The 21,631-nt window shown below is 71.7% G+C and carries 19 protein-coding genes and 3 pseudogenes; 10 read left to right on the top strand and 12 right to left on the bottom strand.

The genetic code is table 11. The features are described 5' to 3' along the window. Positions 1-22: 22 nt before the first annotated feature. Entirely contained in the window at positions 23-2,167 is a 2,145-nt protein-coding gene (locus KBY47_RS15705; protein WP_210921712.1) for a peptidoglycan-binding protein, read from the bottom strand. A 355-nt stretch (positions 2,168-2,522) separates the two neighbouring features. Between KBY47_RS15705 and KBY47_RS15700 the strand changes: the two genes are divergently transcribed. Both KBY47_RS15700 and KBY47_RS15695 read left to right on the top strand, forming a co-directional pair. After that, positions 2,523-3,311, top strand: coding sequence for a peptidoglycan-binding protein (locus KBY47_RS15700; protein ID WP_210921711.1), 789 nt, complete (start codon positions 2,523-2,525; stop codon positions 3,309-3,311). Then, positions 3,308-4,153: an XRE family transcriptional regulator gene (locus KBY47_RS15695; RefSeq protein WP_210921710.1), complete on the top strand. Its 846-nt coding sequence runs from the start codon at positions 3,308-3,310 to the stop codon at positions 4,151-4,153. The genes KBY47_RS15700 and KBY47_RS15695 overlap by 4 nt, the downstream gene beginning before the upstream one ends. Positions 4,154-4,253: 100 nt before the next feature. Here KBY47_RS15695 and KBY47_RS15690 read toward each other — a convergent pair whose 3' ends face one another. The 5 genes from KBY47_RS15690 to KBY47_RS15670 all read right to left on the bottom strand — a co-directional run bounded on the left by KBY47_RS15690 (position 4,254) and on the right by KBY47_RS15670 (position 10,109). Next, entirely contained in the window at positions 4,254-5,753 is a 1,500-nt protein-coding gene (locus KBY47_RS15690) for an MFS transporter (protein WP_210921709.1), read from the bottom strand. Then, positions 5,750-6,538 (bottom strand): nuclear transport factor 2 family protein, encoded by a 789-nt coding sequence (locus tag KBY47_RS15685; RefSeq protein WP_210921708.1) that lies wholly within the window; start codon positions 6,536-6,538, stop codon positions 5,750-5,752. Before KBY47_RS15685 ends, KBY47_RS15690 begins: the two co-directional genes overlap by 4 nt. A 77-nt stretch (positions 6,539-6,615) precedes the next feature. Then, a complete protein-coding gene (locus tag KBY47_RS15680; RefSeq protein WP_210921707.1) occupies positions 6,616-7,497 on the bottom strand; it encodes an aromatic prenyltransferase in 882 nt (293 codons plus the stop codon). Between the two features lie 427 nt (positions 7,498-7,924). Further along, on the bottom strand, positions 7,925-8,878 hold the full coding sequence (locus KBY47_RS15675; protein WP_210921706.1) for a sigma-70 family RNA polymerase sigma factor: 954 nt from the start codon (positions 8,876-8,878) through the stop codon (positions 7,925-7,927). Between the two features lie 19 nt (positions 8,879-8,897). Further along, positions 8,898-10,109, bottom strand: coding sequence for an NAD(P)/FAD-dependent oxidoreductase (locus KBY47_RS15670; RefSeq protein ID WP_210921705.1), 1,212 nt, complete (start codon positions 10,107-10,109; stop codon positions 8,898-8,900). Positions 10,110-10,187: 78 nt separating this feature from the next. Between KBY47_RS15670 and KBY47_RS15665 the strand changes: the two genes are divergently transcribed. Then, positions 10,188-11,522: an ATP-binding protein gene (locus KBY47_RS15665; protein WP_210921704.1), complete on the top strand. Its 1,335-nt coding sequence runs from the start codon at positions 10,188-10,190 to the stop codon at positions 11,520-11,522. Positions 11,523-11,737: 215 nt separating this feature from the next. Here KBY47_RS15665 and KBY47_RS15660 read toward each other — a convergent pair whose 3' ends face one another. From KBY47_RS15660 to KBY47_RS15650, 3 genes are all read right to left on the bottom strand, one after another. Further along, positions 11,738-12,157, bottom strand: coding sequence for an SRPBCC family protein (locus KBY47_RS15660; protein WP_210921703.1), 420 nt, complete (start codon positions 12,155-12,157; stop codon positions 11,738-11,740). Between the two features lie 30 nt (positions 12,158-12,187). Next, on the bottom strand, positions 12,188-13,198 hold the full coding sequence (locus KBY47_RS15655) for an aldo/keto reductase (protein ID WP_210921702.1): 1,011 nt from the start codon (positions 13,196-13,198) through the stop codon (positions 12,188-12,190). Positions 13,199-13,429: 231 nt separating this feature from the next. After that, positions 13,430-13,669: an alpha/beta fold hydrolase gene (locus KBY47_RS15650; RefSeq protein ID WP_210921701.1), complete on the bottom strand. Its 240-nt coding sequence runs from the start codon at positions 13,667-13,669 to the stop codon at positions 13,430-13,432. A 161-nt stretch (positions 13,670-13,830) separates the two neighbouring features. Between KBY47_RS15650 and KBY47_RS15645 the strand changes: the two are divergent. Then, positions 13,831-15,038, top strand: a pseudogene (locus KBY47_RS15645) (RNA-guided endonuclease InsQ/TnpB family protein). Here KBY47_RS15645 and KBY47_RS37060 read toward each other — a convergent pair. Together KBY47_RS37060 and KBY47_RS15635 are read right to left on the bottom strand one after the other, a co-directional pair. Further along, complete coding sequence (locus KBY47_RS37060) at positions 15,035-15,508, bottom strand: alpha/beta fold hydrolase (RefSeq protein WP_308405171.1); 474 nt, start codon at positions 15,506-15,508, stop codon at positions 15,035-15,037. The pseudogene KBY47_RS15645 and the gene KBY47_RS37060 sit on opposite strands and share 4 nt — an antisense overlap. Before the next feature lie 152 nt (positions 15,509-15,660). Continuing rightward, positions 15,661-16,029: pseudogene (locus KBY47_RS15635) on the bottom strand (phosphotransferase); the annotation flags it as partial. 110 nt (positions 16,030-16,139) lie between these two features. Here KBY47_RS15635 and KBY47_RS15630 point away from each other — a divergent pair. From KBY47_RS15630 to KBY47_RS15615, 4 genes are all read left to right on the top strand, one after another. Then, positions 16,140-16,889, top strand: coding sequence for an SDR family oxidoreductase (locus KBY47_RS15630; RefSeq protein WP_210921700.1), 750 nt, complete (start codon positions 16,140-16,142; stop codon positions 16,887-16,889). A 42-nt stretch (positions 16,890-16,931) separates the two neighbouring features. Then, positions 16,932-17,831: an SDR family NAD(P)-dependent oxidoreductase gene (locus KBY47_RS15625; RefSeq protein ID WP_210921699.1), complete on the top strand. Its 900-nt coding sequence runs from the start codon at positions 16,932-16,934 to the stop codon at positions 17,829-17,831. Between the two features lie 53 nt (positions 17,832-17,884). Further along, complete coding sequence (locus KBY47_RS15620) at positions 17,885-18,214, top strand: nuclear transport factor 2 family protein (protein ID WP_210921698.1); 330 nt, start codon at positions 17,885-17,887, stop codon at positions 18,212-18,214. Between the two features lie 77 nt (positions 18,215-18,291). Next, positions 18,292-18,915 (top strand): TetR/AcrR family transcriptional regulator, encoded by a 624-nt coding sequence (locus KBY47_RS15615; RefSeq protein ID WP_210921697.1) that lies wholly within the window; start codon positions 18,292-18,294, stop codon positions 18,913-18,915. 30 nt (positions 18,916-18,945) lie between these two features. Here KBY47_RS15615 and KBY47_RS15610 read toward each other — a convergent pair whose 3' ends face one another. Continuing rightward, positions 18,946-19,995 (bottom strand): TerC family protein, encoded by a 1,050-nt coding sequence (locus KBY47_RS15610; RefSeq protein WP_247694745.1) that lies wholly within the window; start codon positions 19,993-19,995, stop codon positions 18,946-18,948. A gap of 26 nt (positions 19,996-20,021) precedes the next feature. Here KBY47_RS15610 and KBY47_RS15605 point away from each other — a divergent pair. Then, positions 20,022-21,017 (top strand): annotated as a pseudogene (locus KBY47_RS15605) (RNA-guided endonuclease InsQ/TnpB family protein); the annotation flags it as partial. A 168-nt stretch (positions 21,018-21,185) separates the two neighbouring features. Beyond that, positions 21,186-21,524 (top strand): helix-turn-helix domain-containing protein, encoded by a 339-nt coding sequence (locus KBY47_RS15600; protein WP_210921696.1) that lies wholly within the window; start codon positions 21,186-21,188, stop codon positions 21,522-21,524. Positions 21,525-21,631: the final 107 nt, after the last annotated feature.

Raw genomic sequence — 21,631 nt, 5'->3', positions numbered from 1 at the left:
CTCCTCCTCACAGTGGCGCATCTCAGAACTTCCCCTGGTTGAGCGCGGTCTGCACAGCCCGCGTGGTACCCGCGCCCCACACCCCGTCGGCACTCAGTCCGGCGCGGATCATCGTGTTCAGGTGGCGCTGCATGGCCTGGACGCTGGCGGTGCCGAAGACGCCGTCCACCACCAGCCCCGCGTCCGCCCACAGGTTGAGATGCCGCTGGGTGGCCCGCTTGGACGCCACCCCCCACACACCGTCCGGCTCCACCCCGACGGCACGCTGGAGGGCGCAGGTGGTGGCGAAGCCGAAGACACCGTCCACCACCAGGCGTTCGCCGCCGAGATAGGCGCCGTACGCCGACTCGGTGGCCGGGCCCCACAGCCCGTCGGCCAGGGTGCCGACCTTGTCCTGAAGCCAGCACACACCGTTGTAGGTGTACTGGCCGAAGACGCCGTCGACCACGAGCGCCGGGGTGTGGCCCAGCGCGTTCACGGCCGTCTGCTGCTGGGCCACGGAACGGATCGTGGTGTTGGCCCCGTTGGACCAGCCGCCGCCGGCCTTCTTGATGTAGGCGTCCTCCGTCAGGGGCCCCCACTTCCCGTCCGCGTCCACGCCCAGCCGGGCCTGGAGCCACTGCACCCCGGCCAGGGTGGCCGGGCCGAAGACCCCGTCGACCACGAGCGCCGGGGTGTAGCCCTGCCCGTTGACGGCACTCTGCTGCGAGCGGGCCGAGCGGATGTCGGTCCGGCCGCCACTGCCGCCACCGCCGACATAGGTCTTGTACGCGGCCTCGGTGTTGGGACCCCACAGACCGTCCTGGCCGACCCCGACGACGCCCTGGAGCCACTTCACCCCGGCCAGGGTGAGCGGACCGAACACCCCGTCCTCGACCAGCCTCGGCGCGTAGCCGAGCAGGTTCACGGCCCACTGCTGGGACAGCACCGAACGGATGTCGCTACGCCCCGTCGACGTGCTCGGCGCCGGGGTGACGACGATGATGCCGATGTCCGTGGCCCCCATGCCGCCCAGCACCCAGTTGCGCAGGTCGTTGCCCGGACAGGCGGTCGACGCGCCGGGCAGGCCGCTGTGGTAGGTGGCGTTCAGGGTCCGGCCGTACACGCTCGCCGCGTGGTAGTACAGGGCCCGGATGGACGCCTTCGCCGCCTCGGTCGCATCCCCGTCGCTGCCGATGAAACAGCAGCCGATGTGCGTGGTGTTGTAGCCGGTCGCGTGCGAGCCGCGGTGGTCCCAGCCGACGCCCTCGTAGATCCGCCCGTACTTGTCGACCAGGAAGTTGTAGCCGATGTCGGGCCAGCCCCGGCCGTCCATGTGGAAGTTCTGGATCTGCCGCACCGTCTGGGTGGTCGGCCCGGCGGAGTAGTGGACCGTGAACCCGACCCGCTCCGAGCGCGGCACCGCCACGTCCCAGTCCGGCGGACGCGCCCCCCACCCGCTGCGCGGGATGATCGACACGTCCGCGATCGGCGGCTGCACCACGAAACCGGGATCCAGCGAACCGTCCCTGGTGTACGGCAGCAGCGGCCCCGGACACTCGGTGGCATCCCCGTGCTGGTGCGGGTACAGGAGGTTGCCCGCCCGCAGGTTGGGGTTGTCGTGAGTACGCAGGAAGCGTACGAGTTCCTTGACCGAGCCGCGCAGCGCCGCACTGGGGGCGTCGCTGCCGCGGACCAGGCCGAGGATCGAGTAGAACGCGGCGTTACGGCCGACCTGCCCGTAGGTGGGCACCCTGATGTGCTGCGCCTTCAGCGTCGGGTCGGCCGGGTCCTGGCCCGCGGCGTAGCCGCCGTTGGCCTCGCCCCGCACAAAGCCCTGCCCCTGGTAGATGTTGCCGTGCTGGCAGACCACGAAGTTGTAGGCCAGGTCGCCGAACTGCCCGAGGTAGTGGTCCGTCCAGATCTCGGCGATCTCGTACTGGCAGTCCGCACAGCTGGCCGAATTGATCCGCCCGGCGCCGACGTAGTGGATGAAGACCCCGCCCTTCCAGGGCGTCCACTCGCCCCCGGTCAGGTTCCGGGGGACGCTCAGCCGGGCGATGACCGCCTCCACCGCGGCGGCGTAACTGACGCCGTGGTCAACGGAGTAGTTGTAGGCCATGGACGACAGGACCTCGAAGCTCTGCGCCTTCTCGAGCCAGTCGCGTCTGGGCCGGATGGTGACCAAAAGGAGGGCTTCCTCTCTTAGCGTGCTGACGTGCCGGTGGCCTGAACCCTCCGGCGCTGTGGGCCCGCGCCGCACAGGCCAGCCCCGCACCGAGACTGCGCGTGCGGCCCGACGCCCGGCCACAGCGGAGACGAAAGTGGCATCGTCCCGGGACGCCCCACCCGCTGACCTGCCCCAACGCGGCCAGCCGAGTCACTTCGGCGGGACGGGCACGGCGGGCGCCGCTCGCTTCCGTGGCAGGGCGGGGGAACCGGGGACCTGTGAATCGCCGTGATGCAGAATGGGCCCGGCACACGGGGGCATCCGGCCACAGGGCCAGGGGTGCGGCGACCCCGAACGGGGGATGGGGTAGAGCTTGTCGCGTTGGAAAGAGCTGCCTGGCGGACTGCACCCACAGGTCACCCAGTTGATCGTGGAACTGCGCAAGCTCAAGGACCGCGGCGAACTCAGCACGCGGCAACTGGCCACCAAGACCGGCTACAGCGCCCGGTCATGGGTGCGCTACCTCAACGGCAGGTCGCTGCCGCCCCGGGAGGCCGTCCAGGCCCTGGCCCGCCTCGGCGGCCAGGACCCGGCCCGGCTGCTCGTCCTCCACGAGATCGCCGCCGCACAGTGGGCGCGGGGCCGCACCCCCGCCACCCCCCGGGCCGCACCACCGCCTCCCGGAGACCAGCCCACGCCGCCCAAGCCGTACGGGCGCTGGCTGCGGATCGCCGTCGTGGCCCAGACGCTGGCCCTGGTGGTGTCCGTCTCGGTGGCGCTCGTCCTGGCCGTACAACTGGCCAAGGCGCGGTCCGCGGCCGAAGGCGACTCCGTCGACATGGTGGTCGGCACCTCACCCGACCCCGCCTCCGTGCTCCCGGCCCTCTACACCTGCCGGCCCGAGCGGAGCGACGGCCGCTGGTACGCGGGCCACAGCCGCACGCAGGACGCCATCGTGGCGTACGGCGACATCGGGCCGACGGTGATCGAGGCGCAGTGCCTGCTGCGCCGGGCGGACGTCTCACCAGGCGACGTCGACGGCATCTTCGGCCCGTTGACCCAACGCGCCGTCAAACGCTTCCAGCTGCGGTACGACCTCACCGCGGACGGCGTCATCGGCCCGCTCACCTGGCGGGCGCTGCGGCAGGCGGCCCCCCAGTGAGCGCCGCCCACCCCCGGCTGACCGCGGCCCTGCGGGAGCTGAAGGACCGTACCGGACTGAGCCTGGCCGCGCTGGCCGGGCGCACGGCCTACAGCAAGTCGTCCTGGGAGCGCTACCTCAACGGCAAGGCCATGCCCCCGCGCCAGGCGGTCCAGGCCCTGTGCCGCATCGCCCGCGAGCCGGAAGGACGGCTGCTCGCGCTGTGGGACATCGCCGAGTCGCAGTGGAGCGGCCGCGCGGCGGACCCCCGCCCCGCCCCGCCCCCCGGCCCGGAGCCCGGGCAGCCACCGCCGAGGCCGCGAACCGGCGCCGAACGCTCCCGCTTGCGCGGGCGTGCCCTCCTGGTGGCACTGGCCTCGGTGTACGCCGTGATCGCCGGGGGAGTGGCGCTGACACTGCCGGCTCTGGAGCGGACCGCCGCCGCGGACCAGCCGCGCCCGGCCTCCTCCGGGTACGTCCTCGCGCCCCGCTGCCACGGGGCCGCCTGCGAGGGCCGGGACCCGATGCGCATGGTCTGCGCCGTCGACGCCGACACCCTCACCACGTACCGCACCACCACCGGCGCCCACGTCGAACTGCGCTACAGCGCGGGCTGCGGCGCGAGCTGGGCCCGTATGTGGGGGACCCGGATCGGTGACCGGACCCACATCACGGTCGGCGGCCCGGCCCGCGAGGCACGCACCGTCGACGAGGTCGACGCGCAGACCTACGTCTACACCCAGATGACCACGGCCGGCCCCGGAAGCGTCGTCCGCTCCTGCTTCCGGCCCGCGGCGGCCGGTGCCCCACGCGAGTGCTTCCACATCCGCGTGGGCGCGGCTCCGGCCGCATCGAGACGGTAAGGACACGCACGCGCCCCACCGGCAGGACACACGCGCCGCAGCGGCAGGACACGCACGCCATACCGGCAGGACCCGCAGGCCGCACCGCCCACCTACCGCCCTAGCGCTCACCCACCGTCGCGCCGCTGGCCGCCTCCGCGGCCTCGGCGATCGGGTCGCGCATCTGGCCGTCCACCTTCTCCAGCACCAGTACGACGGCCACCGCCGCGACCGCGAGCACCACCGCCCCGATCCGGAACGCCAGCGCGTACCCGTCGCTCTGCGCCACCCGCGGCAGCGTGCCGTCGGCGACATGCTCGTCGACGTAGCGGAAGGCGAACGGCACCAGCGTGGCGAGGCCCAGGGCCGCGCCGGTCTGCTGCATCGCCGTCTGCACACCGGAGGCCAGCCCGGAGTCCTGGCCGGTGACCTCGTGCAGCGCCCCGTTGACCAGGGCCGGGTAGGCCAGGCCGTTGAAGAAGCCGAACAGGGCCAGGCCGGGCAGGAACCCGCTGGTGAAGGACGCGTCGGGCGCGAAGCCCGCGGCGGCGATGAACAGGGCCGCCGCCGCGCCGAAGAAGGCGACGGTCATGACCGCCTTCACCCCGATCCGCGGCATCAGCACGGTGGAGGCGCCGGCGCCGATGAGCGCGGTGAGGGTCAGCGGGATGTAGGCCAGCCCGGTTTTCATCGGCGAGTAGTCGTGCACCTGCTGCACGTAGAGGGTGAACAGGAACATGTACGTGAAGAAGGCCGCGAAGATGGCCACGCTCACCGCGTTGGTCGCCACCCGGGTGCGGTTGGTGAAGAACCGCAGCGGGATCATCGGGTCGGGGGTGCGGGCCTCCCACGCCACCATCAGCCCCAGCAGGGCGATGCCGCCCAGCAGCGGCCCGAGCACCCGCCCGGAGCCCCAGGAGTGCTCGGCGGCCTGGAGCAGGCCGTAGACCACCGCGACCAGACCGCCGGTGGCGGTGACGGCGCCGACGGTGTCCAGGCGGCGGCTGTCGCGGGCCATCCGGCTCTCCGGCATCACCCGCGGCACCATCACCAGCGCCAGGACCGCGATGGGGATGTTGATGAAGAAGATCCACCGCCAGTTCACCAGGTCGGTCACCATGCCGCTGACGACCGCGCCGATCGCCCCCGCCACCGCCGACAGGCCGCCCCAGATGCCCAGGGCCTTCATGCGCTCCTTGCGGTCGGGGAACAGCACCGGGATCAGCCCGAGCGCCGCCGGTCCGGCCAGCGCCTCGCCCAGCCCCTGCACGAAACGGCTGGCGACCAGCATCCCGGAGACGGTCGCGGCACCGCACGCGGCCGACGCCAGCCCGAAGACCAGCACCCCGGCCATGAAGATCCGGCGGCGGCCGAACAGGTCCGCCAGCCGCCCGCCCAGCAGCAGGAAGCCACCGGCCACCAGCACATAGGCGTTGACCACCCAGGCCAGACCGCCGGGGGAGAAGTCCAGGCTGGTCTGGATGTCGGGCAGGGCGACGTTCACCACGGTGATGTCCATGATGAGCATGAACTGCATGGCCGCCAGCACGGCCAGCGCCAGCCAGCGCCGCGGATCGGCACCGGTGCTACCAGCGGTTAAGTCCTTGTCCACCGTGGTCATCCCACACCACCGGCCGACCCCGCCGCACCGGCGGCGTAGTCGTGCCAGGAGCTGACCAGCCCGTCCTCGAACCGCAGCACCGCGGCCCGCTCACCGCTGCCCGCCTGCCCGGCGCCGCGGGTGTGCGGGCGGTACTGCACGCACACCGCGTCGGAGTTCACGGCCGCGTGCACCCCCGTCACCTCGATGCCGAACGCCTCGTATCCCGCGAGGAGTTTGCGGTACGCCGTGACGATCTCGTCCCTGCCCTCGAGGGGTGAGACGGTTCCCGGCGGGCCGTAGGGCGCGCTCAACGTGGCCTGCGGATGCCACAGTTCGCCCCACGCGTCCAGGTCGCCCTCGCCCAGCAGGCCGAAGAAGCGGTGGGCGGTGGCGGCGCGGGCGGAGAACAGCGCCAGGAACGCGGCGGTGTCGACATGTTCGGTGAACCGTGCGATCCGGCCCTGTTCCAGCTGGAATATGGAGGCGCCCCGGTTGCGGTAGGTGCCCCCGGCCAGCAGCTCTATCTCCATCTCCCAGGTCGCCAGCACCCGCCGCGGGTCGGCCATCGCCTCCGCGTCCCAGGTGAAGCGCACCTCGCCGAACAGCGAGAAGAACCCGCCGAGTCCGGCCACGATCGCCTCACGCCCGGCGAACTGACCGGGTACACCGTCCGGGGTCACCGGCACCCGGTAGACGGCGTCCGCCGCCCACAGCCGCGCGAACGCGTCGAGGTCCTTGGCCTGGAGGGCACGGTAGAAGTCGTCGACGACACGGACACTTGCCTCAGCACGTGGCTCAGTCATGGGATCGCTGAATTCCTAGAAGTAGAAGTATCAAGGAGAGGGAGAAGGGGAGCGGGGGAGCGGCCGGTGGACGCCGGTCACGACCCGCCGCGGAGCTTCTTGAACACCTCGCGCTGGAGCGGCCCGAACTGGTAGTAGGAGCCGGCGTTGAACCACTGGCCGTCGGGGGCCCACTTCACGATCGAGATGCTGAACCGCTCACCGTCGTACGTGTACGGGCTGCCCGTCAGGAAACGCACGAACTCCGGCTCCACCCGGGCCTTGATCAGCGGCATGTCCAGCGGGCGGGCGAAGCTGATCCGCTCGATCCGCGAGGTGTCCCAGCCCAGCGTGAAGTAGACCCGGAACGACTTGCGGACGGATTCCAGCAGCTCCTCCTCCGGCTCCGGCAGCCCCATGTCCTGAAGCATCGACAGGACGGTCTTCGGCTCGATCCCGCCCGGGGTGGGGAAGTACAGGTTGACCGTCTCGTGCCGGTAGTCGATCGCGATCATCGCGACGCCGTCGAGGTCGTGCCGGGCGAAGAAGCCGGCGTTGGCGGCCAGCGCGGGCGGCATCGACGGGACCAAGGAGAGCGCGGAGACGCCCTGCATGGTGCGGGGGAAGTGCACGTAGACCTTGTTGAGGCCGCCGACGACCCCGAAGTCGATCAGGTACTCCTCGACGATGCCCCGGCCGTCGAGGTCCGACAGCAGCGAGCCGACGGGATGACCGGTGCGCGGCAGCAGGCCGTGCTCCAGGGCGTGGGCGTAGGGGTCGGGGATCGCCTGGGGCACCTGGATGGTCAGGTCGAGGTCGCCGCCGCGTTCACCGGCCGTCGCACTGAAGATGACCCCGCCTTCGAACGGCTCGAACGCCTCCAGGACCGGCCGGACCTTCTCCGGCGCGCACTCCACGTTCAGCAGGGCGGCGGTCTCCTCGATGGCCGCGTACACGTCTTCCGTTTCGGCAACGGGCATTCGTCCTCCTCGTCGGTGCGGTGGCGTGACGCCCCGGGGCATGCCCGTGTGCCGCCCGCCGGGAGGCGACCGGCGGGCGGGCGGCGCCCGCCCTTGAGGACCCGGCCGTACGTGTCCCCGGGCTCGACCCCCGACTGACCCCCGCTGTGTCGTCACAGCATCATGGAGCGTGGACGGCCACCGGCGACAATGCCTTCCCCCGCGCCCCCACCCCGCGCCCCCGCCCCCGACAGGCCCCGAAGCCGTCCCGCCGCCGCCGGACTCCCGGCACGAAACACCAGGTGAAAGCCCCCGCCCCGGACCCCGGCCGACCCCCCGCCCACACCCCGCGGCACTGCTGCCCGCCGCACCCGTTCCAGCGGCGTTCGAGACACCCGCGACGTCACTGCGAGCGGCCGTCAAGCGCCGGATACGGCCCCGTACCGGATCACCACCGGTCGATGAGCGGCGTGTCCGGTCCGTGGCGCCGCCAGGCCTCGGCCAGGCGTACGAGGCGGGCGGGGGCGGCGATGCCGCGCACCATCGCGATCCGCTCGCCCGCCATGTCGAAGGTGACGGCGCCGATGACCTGCCCGTCGAGGACGAAGAGGAAGGCGGGGGCGCCGTTGACGCGCGCGTAGTGGATGGCGGGCGCGCCCCCGGCGAAGCGCCGCTTGGCGGGGGTGGGTTTGAAACCGGCCCGTACGACGGCGGCGACGCGCCGCGGGGTGTCGTACCGCAGCAGCGTCTCGGCCAGCCCGGCGCCGTCGGACAGGGCGGCCGCGTCGTCGGTGAGCAGCGCCACCAGCTGGTCGGTACGGCCCGAGGAGGCGGCGGCCAGGAACTCCTCGACGATCCTGCGGGCGGATGCCGGGTCCACCTCCTCGCCGCGGCGGCGCTCGGCGCTGATACGGCGCCGGGCCCGGTGCAGGTGCTGCTGGCTCGCGGCCTCGGTGATGTCGAGGATCTCGGCGATCTCGGCGTGGCTGTGGGAGAACGCCTCCCGCAGCAGGTAGACGGCCCGCTCCAGGGGCGTCAGGCGCTCCATGAGCGTCAGCACGGCCAGCGAGACCGACTCGCGCTGCTCGAAGGTGTCGGCCGGGCCCAGCATCGGGTCGCCGTCGAGGAGCGGCTCGGGCAGCCAGGCGCCGACGGTGCGCTCGCGGCGGGCGCGCGCCGAGCGCAGCCGGTCCAGGCACAGGTTGGTGACGACCTTGGTCAGCCACGCCTCCGGCACCCGGATGCGCCGCCGGTCGGCGGCCTGCCAGTGCAGGAAGGCGTCCTGCACGGCGTCCTCGGCGTCGGCGGCGGAGCCCAGCAGCCGGTACGCCAGCGAGGCCAGCCGGTCGCGGCTGGCCTCGAACCGGCTGGCGTCGAAACGGTCGGTGGCGGTGCTGTCCACGGAAAACCACCCTAGGCGGCTACACGACCGCCTTCTCGGTGGCCGCGACCGGCGGCGTGGCGGCCAGCCGGCGCCTGCGCACGGGCAGGCCGAAGGTCGGATGCGAGGCGGCCCACAGCGAGCCCTTGAGGATGCCCGACTTCACCCGTGCGGCCTTGCGCCCGCCCACGTACGACGGTTTCGCCCGCGCCTGGCCGTCGACCAGCTGGATGATGCCGTCGCGCCGCCCGAGGCTGATGTGGTTGCCCAGGTAGGACAGCCTGGTGTGGGTGACCCTGCGGCCGGTCAGGCGGGCCACGACCGCGTCGACCACCTGCCGTCCGGTGTATCCGGCCGAGGCGCACGACATCGGCAGCGGCCGTCCGTTGTCGCCGATGGCGTGGGCGCTGTCACCGGCGGCGTAGATGCTGGGGTGGGAGAGCGAGCGCATGGTGCGGTCGACGACGATCTGACCGCTGTCGGTGACCTTCAGCCCGCTGTCGGCGGCGATGGGGCTCACCGTGAACCCGGCCGCCCACACGGTCGCCTCCGCCTCCAGCACGGCGCCCCCGGCACACCGCACCCGCCTCGCTTCGACGGCTTCGACGCAGGTGTGCTCGACGACGGTGATGCCCAGCCGCTCACACGCCCGGCGCAGGTGGCCCCGCGCCCCCAGGGAGAGGGCGGCACCCAGCTCACCGCGGGCGACCAGCGCCACCGCCAGAGCGGGCCGGGACTCGGCGATCTCGGTGGCGGTCTCGATCCCGGTCAGCCCGTCCCCGACGACCACCCCCCTCCCGCCCCCGCCCGCACCCTCCAGGCGGTCCAGGCGCTCCCGCAGCCGCAGCGCCGAGGGCAGGCTGGTGACGTCGAAGGCGTGCTCGGCCACGCCGGGCACGCCGTGGTCGGCGACATGGCTGCCCAGCGCGTAACACAGCGTGTCGTAACCGATCTCGCCGCCGCCGCCACCACCGTCGGTGTCGGTCACGGCGACGACCCGGCGTTCGGGATCGACGGCGGTGGCCCGGGCCAGCCGCACCCGGACCTGCGTCCCGGCGAAGACATCGGCGAGCTTGCGCGCCTCGATCTCCTGCCCGGCCGCGAGCTGGTGCAGCCGCAGCCGCTGGACGAAGTCCGGCTCGGCGTTGACCACGGTGATCTCGACATCGGCCGGAGACAGCCGACGGGCCAGGGTCCCGGCCACATAGGTCCCGGCGTACCCGGCGCCCAGGACGACGATGCGGTGCTTCATGTGGTGCTCCTGTGGTTCGCGTGCTTCCCCCGTGAGCTGAACGGCACAGCGCCCCGATTCATGACAGAAACCTCTGATATGGACCGTAACGGCGGCAAACTGCTCACCGAGTTCGTCACCGATCCGGACCCGGCGATGCGTCTGGGGATCGTGTCCGGACGCAGGCGGCACGGGAAGCCGTATCTGCTCCAAGCGCTCTCGGAGCGGGTCGGGGGGTTGTACGTCACCGCGGTGCGGGAGGAAGGGCGGCTGCCCGCGCTCCAGCGGTTCAGCGACGCCCTCGCCGTCCACGCGGGACTGCGGCCCGGCACCCTGCGGCTGGCCGACTGGCGTGAGGTCCTCTCCAATGCCCTGGAGGTCACCGCCCGTTCACGGACTCCGCTGCTGGTGATCGACGAGCTGCCGTATCTCCTCCAGCACTCTCCCGAGATCCCCGGCCTGCTCCAGCAGCTCTACGACGAGCGCCAGCGGGGCACCGGGGCCGGACCCGGAGCGCGGGTGATCCTGTGCGGGTCCGCGACGAGCGTCATGCACGAACTGCTGTCGGGGACCAAACCGCTGCGCGGCCGCGCGGTGATCGACCTGAGGCTGAAGGCCTTCGACTACCGGGCCAGCCGTGCGTTCTGGCAGATCGACGACCCGCTGACCGCCCTGCGGGTGGACGCCGTCCTCGGCGGCGCTCCCGGTTACCGGCCGGTGGCCGCCCGCCCGCACCCCAACGACGGCTTCGACTCCTGGCTGACGCGCACCCTCCTGGACCCGGGCAGGGCGGTGTACTCGCGCACGGAGACGGAGTACCTGCTGCGCGAGGACCCGCGGATCACCCAGCACACCCTCTACTACGACATCCTCACCGCGATCGCCCAGGGCGCCACCACCCCCACCAGGATCGGCGCGGCACTGGAACGGCAGCGCAACGCCGTCACCCACCCGCTCGACGTCCTTCAGTCCACCGGCTACATCCAACGCGAGCAGGACATCCTGCGCCCCCGCCACCCCGTCATCACCCTGGCCGACCCCGTCATCCGCACTTTCACCCGCCGGTACGCCCACACCCTGCTCCCGGGCGGACCGCCCGGCCCGGTCGGCACCACCGAGGTGGCGGACCCCGCGGCCCGCACCAAGCACGAGGTCGACGTCATCGCCCTGGCCCTGGGCGAACGCCCGCAGGCCCCCCGCGCCCGGATCGCCCTCCTCGGCGAGGCCAAGGCCACCGCGGCCCGCCGCGGCACCGGCGACCTGCGCCGCCTGGAACACATCCGCGCCCTGCTCACCGCACAGGGCTACGACACCACGGGCACCACCCTGGCCCTGTTCTCCCTGCACGGCTTCTACCCGGACCTGACCGAGTCCGCGGCCAGCCGCGACGACCTGCTCCTGATCGACCTGGAGGCGCTCTACGCAACCAGATAGCCGGCCCTGGGCTGGCCTGCCATCTCTAGACGACAGGAGGGGGGGGTGAGCCCTCCGGGAGGCGGGTGCTGTCCGCGCCGAGTTCATGGGCGGGCCGGGCCGTATCACGGCCGGAGGCGCTCGCCGAGGCCGCGCATGTGTTCCCACGCAGTTCCTGCCGGTAGTAAGCGGGTTGTGCAGCCGGGCGCCGGGGGCACCTGTGGATGGCCCCTGTGTCAGGCCGTGAGGGTCTTGTCCAGGGCCTCGAGCCCGTCGGCGTAGATGCCGGTGAAGAGGTCGACGACCTCGGTCTCGGTGGCGCCGTCGGGGTTGAAGCGTCCGGACCACTGGACTTCGGCGACGTCGTCGCGGCCGGGGACCGGGTGGACCCGGAGGGTGGAGACGTAGCCGTTGACCGGGAACGGCGCCTCGAGGATGGCGTAGCTGTAGCGACGCTCGGCCTCGTTGAAGTCCACCAGGCGCTCGGTGATGACCTCGCCCTCGGGGTTCTTCAGCCGGCGCACGCGGCCGCCTTCGAGCGCGGTGCTCTCGGGGATGTAGGGGAGCCAGTCCGGGAGGGCGTCGAAGCCGCCGATGAGGCTCCACACCTGGTCGGGCGAGGCGGGGACGATACGGGAGACGGACGTGGAAGCCATGATCGTTTCTTCCTGCTGCTGTGGGGGGGATCAGATGCTGTGGGGGAGAGGGGCGGCCGGGCTGACCAGGCCGGCGGCGCGCAGGTCGGTCCAGAACGCGGCCGGGACGGTCTCGTTCAGGGCGGCGACGTCCTCGGCGATGCGGCTGGGGCGGGTGGCGCCTGGGATGACGGCGGCGGCGGCCGGGTGGGCGAGGGAGAACTGCAGGGCGGCGGCCTTGATGGAGATGCCGTGCTTCTGGGCCAGGGCCTTCAGTCCGGCGACCTTCTCGATGATCTCGGCCGGTGCCTGCTGGTACTCGAAGTGGGTGCCGCCGGCGAGGATGCCGGAGCTGTACGGTCCGCCGACGATCATGTCCACGTGCCGCCTCTGGGCTGTGGGGAGCAGACGCTGAAGGGCGTGGCCGTGGTCGAGGAGGGTGTAGCGGCCGGCGAGCAGGAAGCCGTCGGGCTGCGGCTCGTCGAGGGCGAGGGTCAGCTCGATCGGCTCGGTCCTGTTGACGCCCAGGCCCCACGCCTTGATGACGCCCTCGTCACGCAGCCGGGACAGTACGCGGAAGGCCCCGGTGCGGGCCTCTTCGAACTTGCTCAGCCACACATCGCCGTGAAAGTCCTGGGCGATGTCGTGGACCCAGACGACGTCCAGGCGGTCGGTGCCCAGGCGCTTGAGGCTGCCCTCGATGGAACGCTCGGTCGCGTCGGCGGTCCACTCGTGGAGGATCTTGTTCGGGTTGCCGTGCTCGAACAGGCCGCCCTTCTCGCCGAAGTCGGGCACGTCCGTCTCGTGCTCGTCGAGGATGACCCGGCCGACCTTGGTGGACAGGACATAGGAGTCGCGCGGCTTGGCCGACAGGACCTCCCCGAGCCGCTCCTCGGCGAGACCGGCGCCGTAGAAGGGGGCGGTGTCGTAGAAGCGGATGCCGTGGTCCCAGGCGGCCTCGACGGTGGCGCGGGCCTCCTCCTCGGGGATCGCGCGGAACATGTTGCCGAGGGGAGCGGTACCGAAACCGAGGCGGCCGGGGAGGATGTGCTGGAGGGACATGAAAAGTGCCTTTGCGGGGTGTGGGGGAGGGGGCGGGTGGCCCCGTCGTCCGAGCGGCACGCGGATATGCGTACGCCCTTTACATGCGAAGACAATAGTTGCATGCGCGGGCTAATGCAAGGCTGGCATTACGCGTCCCCCTGTGATCGTTCCCCCTGTTCCCCGAGGAGCGACCTGAGTGCACCTGAGAACTGAAGCCGACTGCCGCCCATCCGTGTCGGGTGCAGGCTGCTACGGGCGCTCCAGCAAGGCGGACAGGTAGTCCGGGCGTTCTTCGACCACGAGGTGCCCGGTGCCGGGAACGACGTCCACGCCGGTGCCGAGCCTGCCGCGTACGGCTGTGACGAGTCGCCCGGCCGGCAGGAAGACGTCGTGCTCGCCGGTGACGACCAGGCGGGGGACCGGCCGCGTGGGCAGGACCGCGGCGCCGGGCGCCCCGCTGGAGCGTGCGTGCCGGGCGACCAGTGTCATCGGGACTCTCCTTCGTGGATACCCCGGCCTTCAGGCCGGGGAGGAAACGAAGTTCCTGCGGAGCAGGGCAGGGAGAGGCGAGTCGCCGTCAGGGCGATGCAGCGTCCACCGGACACTGGCCGACAGCCGCCGCTCACACGGAATCCGATACGGTGTGAGGCGTGCCGCAGCAGGTGAAGCGGGCGTTCAAGTACCGCTTCTACCCCACGGACGAGCAGGCGGCTGAGCTGTCCCGCACGTTCGGCTGCGTCCGCCTGGTCTACAACAAGGCGCTGGAGGAGCGCACACGAGCCTGGTACGGCGAGCAGCGCCGCGTCTCCTACGTGCAGTCCTCCGCCGCGCTCACGCAGTGGAAGAAGACCGAGGAGTTGGCCTTCCTGACGGAGGTGTCCTCCGTCCCGCTCCAGCAGGCGCTGCGCCATCTCCAGACGGCGCTCGTCAGCTTCTTCGTCAAGCGTGCGAAGTACCCCCGCTACAAGAGCCGGAAGAAGTCGCGGGCGTCGGCCGAGTACACCCGCAGCGCCTTCACGTGGCGCGACAGGCAGTTGACTCTGGCGAAGATGCCCGTGCCGTTGGACATCCGCTGGTCGCGTCCGCTCCCGGAGGGTGCGCAGCCCACGACGGTGACCGTGTCCCGCGACGCGGCGGGACGCTGGTTCGTGTCCCTGCTGTGCGAGGACACGATTACCCCGGCTCCCGCCACCACAGCGACGGTTGGCCTGGACGCCGGGATCACCTCCCTGGTGGCCCTGTCCACGGGGAGAAGATCACCAACCCGGGGCATGAGCGGCGTGACCGTGCCCGCCTGGCCTGCGCGCAGCGGGAGCTGTCGCGGAAAGCGAAGGGTTCGGCGAACCAGGAGAAGGCCCGCCGTCGCGTCGCCAGGGTCCACGCGCGGATCGCGGACCGGCGCCGTGACTTCCTGCACAAGCTGTCGACTCGTCTCGTCCGTGAGAACCAAACGGTCGTGATCGAGGACCTCACCGTCCGCAACCTGCTGAAGAACGGCAAGCTCGCGCGCGCCATCTCGGACGCGGCCTGGACAGACCTGCGCATGATGCTGGAGTACAAGTGCGCCTGGTACGGGCGCGAACTCGTCGTGATCGACCGCTGGTTCCCGTCCAGCAAGCTGTGCGGGGCCTGCGGCACGGTCGCGGCGAGAATGCCGCTGAACGTCCGCGAGTGGACGTGTGACTGCGGCACGGTGCATGACCGCGACGTGAACGCCGCGAAGAACATTCTGGCCGCCGGGCTGGCGGTGTCTGCCTGTGGAGACGGTGTAAGACCTCAACGGGAGCCCTCCCGGACGGGGCGGTCGTCGGTGAAGCAGGAACCCCAGCGGGCGACCACTGGAATCCCCCGCCTTTAGGCGGGGGAGGAAGTCAACCAGTGCACCAGCTCCGTACGTACGCCGTACGTACGAGGCTGATGGTCGGGGGCGAGCATGGCGCGCAGGAGCCGGGCGCTGTGCGTGGGCGAGGGTCGCAGGAACCAGGCCGCCGAGGCGGCGAGCACCGTGGGGGTCAGCCTCAGCCTGGTCACCCCGCCGGGCGAGACGAGGACGAGCCGGCTGATCAGGGGCGAGTTGGCGGACAGTGCGACGGCCGCGCCGAAGGAGTGCCCCATCACCGCCACCGGCTCGGACGAGACCTCCTCGACCACCTCGCCCAGCCACGCCCCGTACCAGGACAACCGGCCGCCGGAGGGCGCGCGTTCGCCGGAGCTGAGGCCGGGCTGGCCCGGCACGTCCACCAGCAGGACCCGGTACCCGGCGGCGACCAGGGCCGTGGCCAGCGGCAGGGACGTTGCGGCGTTGAAGTTGGTGCCCGGGACGAACACGACTGTCCTCGCACCCTCTCCGGCGAGGACCACATGGGTCCGGGCACCGTGCGCGGTCACCGTACGCCGCTCGTGCGCGACGGCCCACGCGTCGAGCTGGTCGCAGCACCAGCGGCGGACGAGCGCCTCGCCCGTCGCACTGCGGTAGATCGAAGGGTGACGGCCGCCTCCGCGGCGCGCGTGGCGGGGGCGCGGTCGGCGGGCTCGCCCGGCACCCAGGTGGTGACGAGCCAGGGCCGCGGAAACCGCGCGGAGGGCTCACCGAGGCGTTGCGGCACGGGGACCTGGAGCGGGAGGCGCGGGGCGAGGAGGGGCAGCCAGGCGTGCTCCTTGCGCAGCAGCGCGTCCGCGGACTCGGTCGCCCAGGGCAGTCGTACGGCGAGGTCGTCGCCGAGCCGCCACACCTGGTTGTCCCAGCCGAGCGCTGCGAGCTTCAGCGGCCGGTCCGCCAGATCGGGGTGCTGCTCGCGCAGCAGGTCCCGGATCAGGTCCTCGGTGATGTCCGTGCCGGTGACGGTCATGCGGAGCCACGGTAGCGGACCTCCGGGGAATGAACCCCAAGATGTGGACGCCGCGTTCATATTCTGCTTATATGGACTCAGCGTCCACATCTTGCGGAGGAGAGAAACCCATGACCACCACCACGCCCACCCCCGCCCCCCGCGTCGCGCTGGTCACCGGCGGTTCCGGCGGCATCGGCAGGGCCGTCGTCGAGCGGCTCGCCGCGGACGGCTTCGCCCTCGCCGTGCACTACTCCGGCAACAGGGCCAAGGCCGAGGTCCTCGTCGAGGAGATCACCGCAGGGGGCGGACAGGCCGTCGCGGTCGGCGGCGACGTGGCCGACGAGCAGGCGATGGCCGCCGCCTTCGACGCCGTCGAGACGGCGTTCGGCGGTATCGACGTCGTGGTCAACACCGCCGGGATCATGCTGCTCGCGCCGATCGCCACCCTGGACCTGGACGACCTGGACCGGATGCACCGCACCAACATCCGCGGCACCTTCGTCGTCTCCCAGCAGGCCGCCCGCCGCGTCCGCCCCGGTGGCGCGATCGTCAACGTCTCCACGTCCGTCGTGCGCACCCAACTGCCCGCCTACGGCGCCTACGTCGCCAGCAAGGCCGCCGTGGAGGGCATCACCCTCATCCTCGCCCGCGAACTGCGCGGCAAGGACATCACCGTCAACACCGTCGCCCCCGGCCCGGTCGCCACCCCGCTCTTCCTCCAGGGCAAGGACGAGGCCACGGTCGCGGGCTTCGCCAAGGCCACCCCCCTGGAGCGGCTGGGCAGCCCGCAGGACGTCGCCGAGTCGGTCGCCTTCCTCGCCGGCCCCGCCCGCTGGGTCAACGGCCAGGTCCTCTACACCAACGGCGGCCTCGCCTGACCCCACCAGCAGCCCACCACACGCCCTCTGAAGGGAAGCCCCATGTCCTCCGTCGTCCTCGTCACCGGCGCCGCCACCGGCATCGGCAACCTCACCGCCCGCTCCCTCGCCGCCGCGGGCCACACCGTCTACGCCAGCATGCGCGACCTGCGGGGCCGCAACGCCGCCCACGCCGGGGAACTCCTCGACCTCGCCCGCCGCGAAGGCCAGGACATCCGCGTCGTGGAACTCGACGTGCGCTCCGAGGCCTCGGCCGAGGCGGCCGTCGCGACCGTCCTCGACGAGGCGGGCCGCCTCGACACGGTCGTCCACAACGCCGGACACCTCTACGTCGGTTACGCCGAGGCCTTCACCCCCGAGGACGTCCAGCGCCTCCTGGACGTCAACACGGTCGGCATCCAGCGCGTCAACCGGGCCGTCCTGCCGCACATGCGCGCCCGCCGCTCCGGCACCCTGCTCTACGTCGGCAGCACCACCTCGGTGGTCGTGCCGCCCTTCCTGGGCCCCTACGTCGCCTCGAAGTCCGCCGCCGACGCACTGGCCCAGGCCACGGCGTACGAGGTGGGGCAGTTCGGCATCGAGACCACCATCGTGATGCCGGGCCCCTTCACCCAGGGCACCGAGCACTTCCCAGGCGCCAGCCGAGCCGGTGACGCCGAACGCAGCCGCGCCTACGCCGCACTGGACGCGATGGTGGCGCGCAACGAGCAGGCCACGGAAGGGCTGTTCCCGCCCGGAGCGGACGCCCACCCCCGTGCCGTGGCCGAGGAGATCGTCCGGGTGCTGGGCCTCCCGGCGGGCAGCCGCCCGTTGCGCACCGTCGTCGACTTCAGCCAGGCCGGTGTGGAAGAGGTCAACGAGGTCATGCGCCGCGCCCAGGAGGACTTCGTCACCCGTCTCGGCTTCGGCGGCCTCCTCCACGCCAAGACGGCACAGGCCTGACCCCCAGCGCACCCCCACACCCAAGGACCCAAGGAGCCAAGGAGCGAGTGACCATGCCCACCCCCGACCTGCCCCCCGCGATCCGCACGTTCATCGACGCCACCAACCGCGCCGACTCCGCCGCCTTCGTCACCGCCTTCACCCCCGACGCCCACCTGAACGACTGGGGCCGCGACTACCGCGGCCGCGACGGCGTCGCCGACTGGGACCGCACCGACAACATCGGCGTCCAAGCCCGCTTCGAACCGCTCGGCCTGCGCCCCGGCAGCGCCCCGGACACCTGGGACGTCAGGCTCCGGGTGACCGGCAACGGCTACAACGGCACCGGCCGGCTGACCTTCCGGCTGCGCGACGGTCTCATCGCCGACCTGCGCATCGGGTGACCGCGCGCCCGGCCCCAGGCGAGCCCGCCCGGCTTCCTAGACTGACCCGGTCCAGGGGCGAACGCGAAGGAGACGATGTGACCGAGCAGGCCGAGGGCACCGGTGAGCGTCCGGCCCGCGGGCGCGGGCGCCGCCCGGCCGACGAGGTCCGCGCGGACGTCTTCCGCGTGGTCGGCCAGGTGCTGATGACGGAGGGCATCGCCGACCTGACCTTCGAACGGGTGGCCAGACTGTCCGGGGTCAGCAAGACGACGCTGTACAAGTGGTGGCCCTCCAAGGGCGCCCTCGCCCTCGACGGCTACTTCCACGCCGTCGAGGAGACCCTCGCCTTCGCCGACACCGGCGACCTCCGCGCCGACCTCCTGGACCAGCTGCGCGCCTTCGTCCACGTCATGACCCGCACCCCGGCCGGGCGCGTGGTGACCGAACTGGTCGGCCAGTCCCAGACCGACGAGGACCTGGCCACCGCCTTCCGCGCCCTGTACTCCTCCGAACGCCGCCGCCTGGCCGGTGAGCGGCTGCTGCGGGCCAGGGAGCAGGGCCAGATCCGCGACGACGTCGACGTGCAGGTCCTCGTCGACCAGCTGTGGGGCGCCGTCTACCACCGGATGCTGATCCCGGACGAGCCGGTCACCGACGACTTCGTGACCGCCCTGGTCTCCAACCTCCTCGACGGCGTCACCCCGCGCCCCGGGCCGTAGCCCGCCGCCTCGCCCGCCTGAACGGACGGCTCAGGGCGCCCCTGACGGTGGCTCCTCCGGGTGGCGGGAGGCCGCGGGAACGCCAGGCCGCGCGCTGGCGGGTCCGGCGGTGCCGTCCGGAGCGCCCGCCGGGTGCGGGGGGCCGCCGTTGTGGCCGCGGGTGGCGATCAGGGACCAGACGATGGAAACGGTGATGGTGACGGCGATGACCCCCAGGGTGAGGGGGATGGGCAGCTTGCCGACCGGGGTCTCGGACAGGATGAGCTTGACCCCGGCGAAGGCGAGCAGGACCGCCAGCCCGTAGTGCAGGTACCGGAAGCGGCGCAGCAGCCCGGCCAGGCAGAAGTACAGGCTCCTGAGGCCCAGGACGGCGAAGGCGTTGGCGGTCCACACCAGGAACGTGTTGGTGGTGATCGCCAGGACGGCGGCGACGGAGTCGACCGCGAAGACCAGGTCGGTGGCCTCGATCGCGACCAGGACCACGAACAGCAGGGTCGCGGCGCGCCTGCCGCTGACGCGGATGAAGAACCTGTCGCCGTGGAACCTCGCATCGGTCGGGACGAGCTTCCTGACCAGGCGGACCACGGGGTTGCGGTCGGGGTGGACTTCCTCGTCCTTGGAGACGGCCATCTTCCAGCCGGTCCAGATCAGGAACGCGCCGAACAGATAGGCGGTCCAGAAGAACACCCGCAGCAGTTCGGCACCGATGAAGATGAACACCAGCCGGGCCGCCAGCGCCCCGATGACACCCCAGAACAGCACCTTGTGCTGGTAGGCGTCGGGCACGGCGAAGAACGAGAAGACCAGCGCGAACACGAAGACGTTGTCGATCGACAGGGCCTTTTCGATCAGATAGCCCGCGTAGTAGGTCGAGGACACCTCCCCGCCCTGCCACGCCCACAGCACCAGCCCGAAGCCCAGGCCGACGGCGATCCACAGCGTGCTCCACAGCGCGGCCTCGCGGAAGCCGATCACGTGGTTGTCGCGGTGGGCGACCAGGTCGACGGCGAGCATCACACCGATGCCGACGGTGACCGCGGCCCACATCCACAGCGGGACGGCGAACGACATTTCATTCATCGATTCCCTCCTTCGTGGATACCCCGGCGCGTACGCAAGCGTGGACGCGGCAGGAGCGGGTGAACCCCAACCAGACGTCGGCGATGCTGACGGCCTGGAAGAAGACCGAGGAACTCGCGTATCTCAACGACGTCTCCTGCGTCCCGCTCCAACAGGCCCTGCGCCGTCTCCAGAGGGCGTTCGCCAACTTCCGGTTCCGGGACGGCAGGCTGACGTTGGCGAAGATGGCGGAGCCGCTCGACATCGTGTGGTCCCGTCCGCTCCCGGAAGGGGTGTCGCCGTCCACGGTGACGGTGTCGCAGGACGCGGCCGGACGCTGGTTTGTTTCCCTGCTGTGCGAAGACCCGTCCGTCAAGCCGCTCCCCGCCACCGACGCGGCCGTCGGTATCGACGTCGGGCTCGACCACCTGCTGACCCTTTCGACTGGCGAGAAGGTCTCCAACCCCCGGCACGAGCGCCGCGACCGTACCCGCCTTGCGAAGGCGCAGCGACAGCTTGCCCGCAAGGCCAAGGGGGACGGGGCGAACCGGGCCAGGGCACGCCGGAAGGTCGCCAGGATCTACGCCCGCATCGCCGACCGCAGGCGTGACCACCTGCACAAGCTCACCACTCGGCTCGTTCGTGAGAACCAAACGATCGTGATCGAGGACCCCGCCGTCCGGGGCATGGTGAGGAACGGCCGTCTGGCCCGCGCCATCTGTGATGCCGCGTGGTCGGAGTCCCGGAGTCTGCTGGAGTACAAGGCGAAGTGGTACGGCCGTGAAGTGATCGCGATCGACCGCTGGTTCCCCTCCTCCAAGCTGTGCTCCGTCCGCGGCACTCTGCGGGACAGGATGCCGCTCGACGTCCGCACCTGGACGTGCGCCTGCGGGACGGTCCATGACCGGGACGTGAACGCGGCGAAGAACATTCTGGCCGTCGGGCTGACGGCTTCTGTCTGTGGGGCTGGTGCAAGACCTCAACGGAGTACTCCGGGCGGGCAGTCGGCGACGAAGCAGAAACCCCTACGGCGCGAGCTGTAGGAATCCCCCTTCTGAGGAGGGGAGGAAGTCAAGGCTGATCGGCTTTCCCGGGCGATGGCGTTCCCCGCCACCCTGATGCCCGCCAGAAATTACGCGAAAACTTTTTCGTCAATAACTTTTCGCGAAAATTTCTTGGTCGCAGGAAGTCCTGTTCGTACGATGAGAGGCATGAGCCAGCCCTCTGCCGCGCGCGGCGACCGGTGGACGTTCCTGACCAACCACGCCCGCGTCCTGATCGCCCTCGCCCGCGACCCGGACGCGCGCGGACGGGACGTCGCCGACCTGATCGGCATCACCGAACGCGCCGTGCAGCTGATCGTCGCCGACCTCGAAGCGGCCGGATACCTCACCCGCACCCGCGTCGGCCGCCGCAACCGCTACACCGTCGACCCCACCGTCGCCCTGCGGCACCCGGCCGAGGCCGGCCACCCCGTCGGCGACCTCCTGGCCACCTTCCTGCACCGCGAGGACGGCCCCGCCGCCGACGCCGGGCGCGCCTCCTTCTGACTCCCCGCCCGGGCGGGCCCGTCGGGACGCGGACGGCCGCCTGGCGCGCGCGGCACGCGGCGCCCTGAACTCACCGGCGGCCCTGGACCCCGTACTGCGCCGGGCCG

Source organism: Streptomyces sp. B93 (genome assembly GCF_018070565.1).
Classification (GTDB): Bacteria; Actinomycetota; Actinomycetes; order Streptomycetales; family Streptomycetaceae; genus Streptomyces.
Note: the sequence above shows the minus strand (reverse complement) of the source record. Positions and strands in the feature narration are given on the sequence as shown.